The organism is Pseudomonadota bacterium (assembly GCA_030860485.1).
Lineage (GTDB): Bacteria > Pseudomonadota > Gammaproteobacteria > JACCXJ01 > JACCXJ01 > JACCXJ01.
Genome location: JALZID010000380.1, coordinates 1 through 8672 on the forward strand (window position 1 = coordinate 1; position 8672 = coordinate 8672).

Genomic DNA, 8672 nt, shown 5'->3' on the forward strand with positions numbered 1-8672 from the left:
GGGATGATCCCCTCAAAAAGGCCGATCTAGATCCCTGATGCTGCTCCAAAATCGGCCTGGATAGTGAAATCCCTTGTAACATGCCGCGGCAGTATAGGCTTTCATCACAATTTTTAGAGGCTCCCACTACTCCATTCACCATTCACCATTCACCATTCACCATTGGCCATTCATCAGTCCCTATTCCCTATGACTCGCTCCCTTTTCCTGCTGCTGGCCTTGATCCCCTGGCCCACCGCGGTCGCGGCGGCCGACACGACATCCGGAGGAGACCCAACCATGCCTGTCCCGATCACTTCCTTGGCCATCACCTCCCCGGCCTTCGCCCGCCAGGCGGAGATCCCGCGGGAATACACCTGCGACGGGTCCGATCGCTCGCCGCCGCTCGTCTGGTCCGAAGTCCCGCCCGGGACCCGGAGCCTCGCGCTCATCGTGCACGACCCCGACGTGCCCGATCCCAAAGCCCCCAAGCGCATCTGGGTGCACTGGGTGCTGTACGACATCCCGCCCAGCGCCACGGGCCTGCCTGAAGCGGTCGGTCCCGCGGCGCTCCCACCGGGAACCAAAGAGGGGCGGAACGACTGGGGACGCACGGGCTATGGCGGCCCCTGCCCCCCCATCGGGCGCCATCGCTACTTCCATAGGCTGTACGCCCTGGATACCGTGCTATCGCTCGGCCAAGCGACCAAGACCCAGCTCGAGCAGGCGATGGCCGGACACATCCTGGGAGAGGCCGAGCTCATCGGGACATACCAGCGCCAGCGTTAATAGGCAGTCGGGATGATGCTCGGGGAGAACGGGAACCCCTTGTGACCGTTACGCCAAACCGAGGCCACAGCACCGCTCGTTGCTATCCATGAAACGCGGCATACGGAGCGGATCGCGCTATGGCCTATCCGGCCTGCTCGCTACGCCGGATCTGCAGAGCGCGCATCCCACGCTACCAGCTTCAAGTCTCCCTCCCCGGGCCGTGTTGCGTACGGCGGGCGCGGGGGACCGGTTCGTCGAGTACGCCGCGTTCAGCGCACTCACGCTGCCGGTTTCACGGGCAATGTCGGTTCCAGCCGAGCCAGCTGCAGCAACCCTTCGTCCCCGGTCAGCAGCACGAGATGCTCGGTCTGTGCCGTGGCCAAGAGAAGGCTATCGAAGGGATCCTTGTGTCCCAGTGGAACCTCGGTGGTGGCGATGGCGTGGACATCGGCGATGGGGAGCAGGGCGGCACCGGTATTTTGAATCTCATCACGGAAGACCTGAGGCGGGATCGGCAATTTTCCCACGCGGTGCTTGATGGCGACTTCCCAGATGCTGGCCACCGAAACGACGCAGGACGAGGTAGCAATCAAGTCGCGACAGCTGCGACTGAGGCGCGGACTTCCTACCAGCCACCAGATGGCAACTTGGGTGTCGAGCAACAGCCTCACGGGTCGTCCTCGACCATTCGTCCGATCTCCGCGTCGACTTCCGGCGCGAACGCGCCATCGATCTCCCCTGCGAACCTCTTGAGCTGCCCCCAGCCACCGAGCTTACGTGGCTGGCTCAACGGAACCAGCTTGACCATCGGCTCGCCGTTGCGGGCGATAATGACCTCCTCACCCTCCAGTGCTGCTTTGACGAGCTTGGAGAGCTGGCTCTTGGCCTCCAATACATTGACCTGCATCGGCGTTCCTCCGTTTCGCAATGCATTTCATCGTACCATGCTTAGCCAGCTTAGCCAACGCGATCCCATGCCGGGTGTGTCCCCCGATCGTCTCCTCATCGCCCAGAGGATGTCCGAACCAACCGCGGTTGGCCACGCACCGTGCGTTGCCGGCCGCGCTCAGCATTACTGCAAGCGGCCGCCCGGGTCCAGGTCGTGGAGGTGGAATCGCATATACGGTGATGCAGGACGAGCAGGCTGCGAGCGCGATCCGCGAGCTCCTCGATCCGCCGAGACGGAGCGGTGGCTCGCCCGCGCCGGCTGAGGGTTCCATTCGCTCCATCACGTCCCTGCGCTCATCGCCGATCCCGGCACCGGCCCCGCACGCCGGCAGGGCCATCACCGCTATTGACAGGCGCGCTTTACCTCGGAGATAGTGTGCCGGCTTCAGGTGTCCCGGAGGACCTTCGTCCGAGGGATGAAACGGGAAGCCGGTGCGCGACGTGGTTTGATCCACACGCAATGCCGGCGCTGCCCCCGCAACGGTAAGCAAGCAAAGGCGCGGCACTACGCCACTGTGCTACGGCACGGGAAGGCGCCGCCCCAGGGTCCCTACCCGCTTGCGAGCCCGGAGACCGGCCTGAAGGGTGTTGCAATGGCATTGCGGAGGGTGATGCCGGGGCGCCCGGGCCACATTTCGATTCCCGCCTTGCCCCCTCGTCCCCTCCGTGTGCCTTGCGCGAGCTTTCATTGCTGCGCGGGTGTGCGCGGAGATCAGAACATGCGATTTCACCGAATACCGGCAGTCTTGCTGCCGCTTGCTCCCCTGTCTTGTTGCCCCTTGTTCGCCGCCGAAGAGCCGGCCGAGCTGGAGCCGATCATCGTCACAGCGACCCGCACCGCCCAGACGGCCGATGAGGCCCTGGCCTCGGTCACCGTCATTACGCGTGAGGAGATCGAGCGCCGCCAGGTGCAATCGGTCCAAGAGGTCCTGCGCGGGGTGCCCGGTCTGCACATCACGAATAACGGCGGCCTCGGCAAAGAGACTTCCGCGTTCCTGCGGGGTACGAATTCCAGCCATGTGCTCGTCCTCATCGACGGGATCCGCGTCGGCTCCGCTACCCTCGGGAAAACGGCCTTGCAATTGATCCCGATCGACCAGGTCGAGCGCATCGAGATCGTGCGTGGCCCGCGCGCGAGCCTCTACGGCTCCGAGGCCGTTGGCGGGGTCATCCAGTTCTTCACGCGCAAGGGCGGTGGTGCGCTCCGTCCACGATTCAGCGCCGGCGGCGGGAGCCATGCCACCTATCAGCTCGCGGGCGGGATCTCGGGCGGCGGCGATCACGGCTGGTTCAACCTGGGCGCGAGCCGGATCGACACCCGCGGTTTCAATGCGTGTAGCAGCACGGTAGCGCAGCCCGGAGGCTGCTTCACCTTCGAGCCCGACGATGATGGCTACAGCAACAATGCCGGCAGCGCCCGATTCGGCTACCGCTTCGAGAACGGGCTCGATCTGGACGCCCGCCTCCTCCAGGCCGAGGGCCATAACGAGTTCGACGGGAGCTTCGCGAATCAAGGAGACTTTGTCCAGCAAGCGGTGAGCGGCCAGATCCGCTACTCGCCGGCGGCCTTTTGGGACGTGACGGTCCTGGGCGGGCGCAGCCTCGATGAGTCGGAGAGCTTCAAGGCCGACATTCCGGGGAAAAACGTCTTCGACAACGAGCGCCAGAGCGCCCTTCTCCAGAACGACTTTACGCTCGCGCCCGGCCACCTTCTCACCGTCGGTTTCGATTACTACAGCGATCTCGTCGAGAGCAGCGAGGACTTTGCCGAGACCTCGCGCGACAACAAGGCCGGTTTTGCGCAGTACCAGGGGTATGTAACGGCCCTCGACTGGGTGCTCGGCGTGCGCCACGACGATAACGAGCAGTTCGGGGGCGAGTGGACGGGCAATGTGGGCCTGGGCTACAGCTTCGGCCCGCCGTTGCGCCTCACGGCCGGTTGGGGTAGAGCCTTCAAGGCACCGTCCTTCAACGACTTGTTCTTGCCCGATTTCGGCGATCCGAATCTCGATCCGGAGACCGCCGAGAGTGCCGAGCTCGGCGCGAGCGGGACGATCGAGCCTATCGCCTGGTCGATCAACGGCTACTACACCGTGCTAGACGACCTCATCACCTTCCGCCCCGACCCGACATCGAGGTTCGGGATCCGTGCAGCCAATGTCGACGAAGCAAGGATCCTCGGCCTCGAGGCCATCGCGACTACGCAGGTTTGGGGGTGGGACGTCGCCGCCAACCTGAGCCTCATCGACCCCGAAAACCGGGGCGCGAACAAGGGAAATGTCTTGCCCCGCCGGGCCGAACAGATGTTTCGCCTCGACCTCGATCGGGCCTTCGGGCGCTTCACGGCGGGACTCACGGTCTACGGCGTAGGCCGGCGCTTCGACGACCTCGCAAACACCCGACGGCTCGCGGGCTATGTGCTCGTGGACCTCAGGGCCGGCGTTGAGGTGTATAAGGATCTCTTCCTGGAAGGCAAAGTCGGAAACGTCCTCGATAAAGAATACGAGACCGCGGACTTCTTCAACCAGGACGACACCAACCTCTTCGTCACGCTGCGCTATCAGCCAGGTTCACCGAAACAAAGACTAGACTAAAGGAGACACTCATGATGATCACCACCACCCCCCGATCAGCGTTTGCTATTGGCTTCTCGCTCGCTGTGCTCATGGCCGCCACCCGCAGCCACCACTTCGCCACGGCGCTCCATGTGCCCGACGCCTCGTGGGCGGTGTTCTTTGTCGCCGGTTTCTATCTTCGTCCCCTGTGGATCTTTCCGGCGTTGCTGGCATTGGCCGGGGTGAGCGACTACGTGGCCATCACTTCGTTCGGCGTCAGCGATTTCTGTATGAGCCCCGCCTATGGCTTCTTGCTACCGGCTTATGGCTCCCTGTGGTTTGCCGGCCGCTGGTACGCAGCCCGCCACCGTTTCGCATTCTCCACGCTGGTCCCGTTGGCGGGCAGTCTGTTCCTGGGCGCGGCGGTATGCGAGTTGATCTCGAGCGGCGGCTTCTATTTCTTCTCGGGGCGGTTTGCGGAAACGAGCCTCATCGAGTTCGGCGGGCGGCTGGCGAAGTATTTCCCGCCTTCTCTGGAGAGCGTGGCCTTTTGGGTCGGGATCGCGATGGTACTGCATATCCTATTCACCTTGGCCGCAAGCAACTTCATGCGTGCACGCCACCAGAGGGCAGGCTGAGCGGTGGACGCCACACGCGAGAGCCACCACCGGGAACGCATGCAGCGCAAGAAGGCGGTCATCGACGCTCGTATCGCCGAGGCCACCATAGATAAAGGCCTGCTCCTGGTCTTGACCGGTAACGGCAAGGGCAAGTCGAGCTCGGCCTTCGGCATGGTGGCCCGCGCCCTCGGTCACGGTATGCGCGTGGGTGTGGTCCAGTTCATCAAGAGTGCGCAGAGCACCGGCGAGGAAGCCTTCTTCCGCCGCTTTCCGGAGGTCGAATACCACGTCATGGGGGAGGGTTTCACCTGGGAGACGCAAGATCGGGAACGCGACATGCGCGCCGCGCAAAGGGCTTGGGAGACGGCGTGCAGGATGCTACAAGACCCTGAGCTGCAACTTGTCGTCCTCGATGAGCTGAATCTCGTGCTGAAGTACGGCTATCTCGAGCTCGAAGAGGTGCTGGGGGATCTGAATACCCGCCCACCGATGCAGCACGTCATCGTCACCGGCCGCAGTGCGAGGGCTGAGCTGATCGAGGCCGCCGATACCGTAACCGAGATGCGGGTGGTCAAGCACGCCTTCGAAGCAGGCGTTAAGGCTCAGCAAGGGATAGAGCTATGACCCCCCGGCGTGGTCGCCATCCGCCCTATACCTTTTCGATGACGTGATCAACGAGAGATTACCATGAGCCAAGCGGCTGATGTGACGCCCGGCGAAGTCCGCCGGCAAACCGTCGAAAATCCCGACGGCACGACCACGGAGCTCACCTATTTCGAGCCGACTGAGGAAACCATGGCCTTGCTCGTGGATATCCTTTTCAAAGAGCACTGGGCCGACATCACCGTAGGGCCATGTATCGAAGGGGCGGTCTTCGAGATCCGGTTCAAAGAGCCCCCCAAGGTCTCCCTGCTCGACGGTTACCTCACGGTGAACCTGGGTCACTGGCATTTTCATCTCTGCATCGGTGAGCACAAGGGTACGCCCTCTGAAGAGCTCCGGCACCAGCGCCGCGTCGCCCGCATCGCGTTTTTCGAGACGCGGGGCGGCAACTGCGGCGGGGGCCGCAGTTGGGGGCTGCGCCTGTGGAACGGGTTCGGGGAGCAGATGACAACAGTATTTCTCCCGAGTCCCTTTTTGTCCGACGACCTAAGGATCGTCAAAGAGCCGCAATGGGAACGGCTGCAATTGTGGTATGAGTTGCGCCAGAGATTCCTAGGTGAGCCCATGCCGGAAGACATGAGCGTGGCCCGGGATCGGCTAGGGCGGTTCCAGAGGGCTAGCTTGGCCAGGCGCGATCACGCTCCAACCAGCGAGCACTCCGGAGAGAAGACGGGCCTCTTGATCGTCGGTCATGGCAGTCGCGACCATGCGGCGAACGCTGAATTCGAAGCGTTGGTTACGGACTACCGCGCCACCCGCCCGGCGTTCGACATCGCCCACGGTTACGTCGAGCTCGCCCGCCCCGCTCTTCCCGAGGCGCTTAGGGAGCTTGCGCGGCGGTGCGAGCACGTCGTGGCGCTGCCGCTATTCCTGTTCGCGGCGGGTCACGTCAAGAACGACCTCCCGCTCGCGCTTGCGCAAGCGCGGCGGGAGTTTCCCGGTCATAGGTTCACCGCCACGCGGGCGCTGGGCGTCCACCCGGACTTGGTCGGGATGGCCTTCGAGCGCGCCCAATCACTATTCGAAAGCGCGCCTGCGAAAGCGGCCGTGGTCGTCGTGGGGCGCGGCTCCAGCGATCCGGATGCGAACGGCGACTTCTACAAGGCCGTAAGGCTCATCGGCGAGGGCCGAGACTTCGGGTGGGTGGTGCCGAGCTTCATCGGTATCGCGAGACCGCTCTTCAAGGATGCCATCGAGCTTCTGGCCCGCGCCCGTCCTGAGCGTATCGTCGTCGTCCCCTACTTCCTCTTCGCCGGCCGGTTGATCGAAAAGCTCAGCACGGAGGTGGCGGCATTCCGGGAGCGCCACCGGTGGATCCGTACCGAGCTCGCGCCGCATCTCGGACGCGACGAGCGCTTGTGTCTGCTCATCGACGAGCGAGTGCAAGAGGCGCTTAAGGGCACCCGACCTTTGCCCTGTGACAATTGCCAGTACCGCGTGCCGGTCGCGGGGGTGGCCGATAAGGTCGGCGGGCTCAAGGCCCTGCTCTGGAGCCTGCGCCATGGGTTCACGCACACCCAGGCGATGCCGCATGTGCACGCCCACCGCGCGCTCAAAAAGCACGTCCTCATCTGCGGAAACGTGGACTGCGCCGAGCGCGGTAGTGTGCCGCTCATCACGGCCCTGCGGCGCCTGCTCAAGGCGGCCGGCAGCGATCGGGACATCCGGGTCACGCGCACGCATTGCATGGGCCGCTGCGGAGAGGGACCGACTGTTGCGGTCTACCCCGATGGCATCTGGTACCGCGGCGTGCGGGAGGCTGACGCCGAGGAGCTGGTGCGCGAGCACCTGCTCGGGGACCGGCTCGTCAGCCGACTAGTCGACAACATCATGCAATGAAGGAGTAGAGAAAATGGCTTGTCATGAAATCGCGGCGCTGCGCCTGGGTCTGATGCGGGTCTTGGGCCGGACGGACGAAGCCGAGCGTCAGCACGAACTCGCCGAGCTCGGTCATGCGGCATCCCAAACGGGACCTATGCAAGCGCTTTGCGCCTCGTCCGACCTCGCGAGCCTCAAGCGCGCCTACGATACCGCCATCGCCGGCCTCGAGGAACGTGTCGCGGCAACGGCTGGTGACGACCCCAAGCTCCCTTATCTACGCACGCTCGTTGTGCTGACGAAGAAGGTGGAGCTCGACCTTGAGCACCAGGTCGAAGGGCTCACGCAACTCTATCGCGATCTTGAGACGATGCACGATTTCGTGCACGAGATCTACCCAGCGGAGTAGCGGGCCATGGCGATCCCAAGACACGCCCGCGTGGCCGCTATCGAGGAGCCGGGGACCGGCACCCGGCTCCTGGAGCTCGTTGGCGACGATCCCTTGGGCTTCACCGGCGGGCAATACATCATCGTCGACAGCGGGTTGGTGCTCGCGAGTGGCAAGGCCGTCAAGCGCGCCTATTCGATGCTGAGCCCGGACGCGGAGCAGGGTCGCTTTCAAATCGCCGTCAAACGCATCCCGGGGGGGCCGGGGTCCGGCTTCATGCACCAAATCGGGGTCGGTGACGATATTCGCTTCAGCGGCCCGTGGGGCAGGTTCTTCCCGCACAATGGCCGGAGCGGCCCCGCGCTGGTATTGGCAACGGATACGGGGATCACGGCGGCCCTCGGTCTCGTCCAGGGAAGCCGGTTCAAAGCCCTGGCGCCCCTGAGCATCCTCATCTGGCTGCGGACTGCGCCCGAGTATTTCCTGCCCGAGGCGCTGGTGCGCGATCGCAGCCCGCCGCATTGCACGCCGTTCCGCATCGCGCCGATCCCGCCCATCGGCCACGCCGAGCGCGTGGTACACGCACGCGCCGTCTTGCGTGAGATCCTCGCGGGCGTGCCGCTCGAACAGGCTTTCGTATGCGGGGACGGGGCGGTCAATTACGCGCTGCTCGATGACCTACTGGCGGCGGGGGTCCCGGCCACCAAGGACAACCTCGAATCGTTCTTCAACATGCCAAAAAAATCCGTATGAGCAGGTTTTCCGCGATAGCGAGTGTTTGGGCAACCGGCTGCCGGAGAGTTATTCTAATGTACGTTCAAGTTGATACTAACTATCCACGGCCACGCCGTTATGCCGCGCACCCGGTTATGATCGTCCGCCAAACGTGGCAACCCCACATGCAACTGTGTGATCACGGCATCGAGGTGG

At 63.9% G+C, this 8672-nt stretch carries 9 protein-coding genes and 1 riboswitch; of the genes, 7 read left to right on the plus strand and 2 right to left on the minus strand.

Annotated features, from left to right (window positions below; genetic code table 11):
* Positions 1-279 precede the first annotated feature (279 nt).
* Positions 280-768 carry a YbhB/YbcL family Raf kinase inhibitor-like protein gene (locus tag M3461_23200; GenBank protein ID MDQ3777048.1) on the plus strand — a complete coding sequence of 163 codons (489 nt, stop codon included), beginning with the start codon at positions 280-282 and terminating at the stop codon, positions 766-768.
* Positions 769-1028: 260 nt separating this feature from the next.
* Here M3461_23200 and M3461_23205 read toward each other — a convergent pair whose 3' ends face one another.
* Together M3461_23205 and M3461_23210 are read right to left on the minus strand one after the other, a co-directional pair.
* Complete coding sequence (locus M3461_23205; protein ID MDQ3777049.1) at positions 1029-1421, minus strand: type II toxin-antitoxin system VapC family toxin; 393 nt, start codon at positions 1419-1421, stop codon at positions 1029-1031.
* Positions 1418-1657, minus strand: coding sequence for a type II toxin-antitoxin system prevent-host-death family antitoxin (locus M3461_23210; GenBank protein ID MDQ3777050.1), 240 nt, complete (start codon positions 1655-1657; stop codon positions 1418-1420). Before M3461_23210 ends, M3461_23205 begins: the two co-directional genes overlap by 4 nt.
* Positions 1658-2068: 411 nt before the next feature.
* Positions 2069-2295, plus strand: a riboswitch (cobalamin riboswitch).
* A 122-nt stretch (positions 2296-2417) separates the two neighbouring features.
* Here M3461_23210 and btuB point away from each other — a divergent pair.
* From btuB to M3461_23240, 6 genes are all read left to right on the plus strand, one after another.
* Entirely contained in the window at positions 2418-4292 is a 1875-nt protein-coding gene (btuB, locus tag M3461_23215; GenBank protein MDQ3777051.1) for a TonB-dependent vitamin B12 receptor, read from the plus strand.
* Positions 4293-4306: 14 nt separating this feature from the next.
* On the plus strand, positions 4307-4891 hold the full coding sequence (locus M3461_23220; GenBank protein MDQ3777052.1) for a hypothetical protein: 585 nt from the start codon (positions 4307-4309) through the stop codon (positions 4889-4891).
* A 39-nt stretch (positions 4892-4930) separates the two neighbouring features.
* Positions 4931-5497, plus strand: coding sequence for a cob(I)yrinic acid a,c-diamide adenosyltransferase (gene cobO / locus M3461_23225; GenBank protein ID MDQ3777053.1), 567 nt, complete (start codon positions 4931-4933; stop codon positions 5495-5497).
* Positions 5498-6157: 660 nt separating this feature from the next.
* Entirely contained in the window at positions 6158-7375 is a 1218-nt protein-coding gene (locus M3461_23230) for an NAD(P)H-dependent oxidoreductase subunit E (protein ID MDQ3777054.1), read from the plus strand.
* Between the two features lie 13 nt (positions 7376-7388).
* Positions 7389-7763, plus strand: a complete 375-nt coding sequence (locus M3461_23235; protein MDQ3777055.1) for a DUF3209 family protein — start codon at positions 7389-7391, stop codon at positions 7761-7763.
* Positions 7764-7769: 6 nt separating this feature from the next.
* Complete coding sequence (locus tag M3461_23240) at positions 7770-8495, plus strand: FAD-dependent oxidoreductase (protein MDQ3777056.1); 726 nt, start codon at positions 7770-7772, stop codon at positions 8493-8495.
* Positions 8496-8672 lie beyond the last annotated feature (177 nt).

Bases quoted from the DNA above. Each gene is read 5' to 3' on its own strand.
- M3461_23210 (MDQ3777050.1), bottom strand. From the start codon at position 1,657: ATGCAGGTCAATGTATTGGAGGCCAAGAGCCAGCTCTCCAAGCTCGTC.
- M3461_23200 (MDQ3777048.1), top strand. From the start codon at position 280: ATGCCTGTCCCGATCACTTCCTTGGCCATCACCTCCCCGGCCTTCGCC.
- cobO (MDQ3777053.1), top strand. From the start codon at position 4,931: ATGCAGCGCAAGAAGGCGGTCATCGACGCTCGTATCGCCGAGGCCACC.
- M3461_23235 (MDQ3777055.1), top strand. From the start codon at position 7,389: ATGGCTTGTCATGAAATCGCGGCGCTGCGCCTGGGTCTGATGCGGGTC.
- M3461_23240 (MDQ3777056.1), top strand. From the start codon at position 7,770: ATGGCGATCCCAAGACACGCCCGCGTGGCCGCTATCGAGGAGCCGGGG.
- btuB (MDQ3777051.1), top strand. From the start codon at position 2,418: ATGCGATTTCACCGAATACCGGCAGTCTTGCTGCCGCTTGCTCCCCTG.
- M3461_23220 (MDQ3777052.1), top strand. From the start codon at position 4,307: ATGATCACCACCACCCCCCGATCAGCGTTTGCTATTGGCTTCTCGCTC.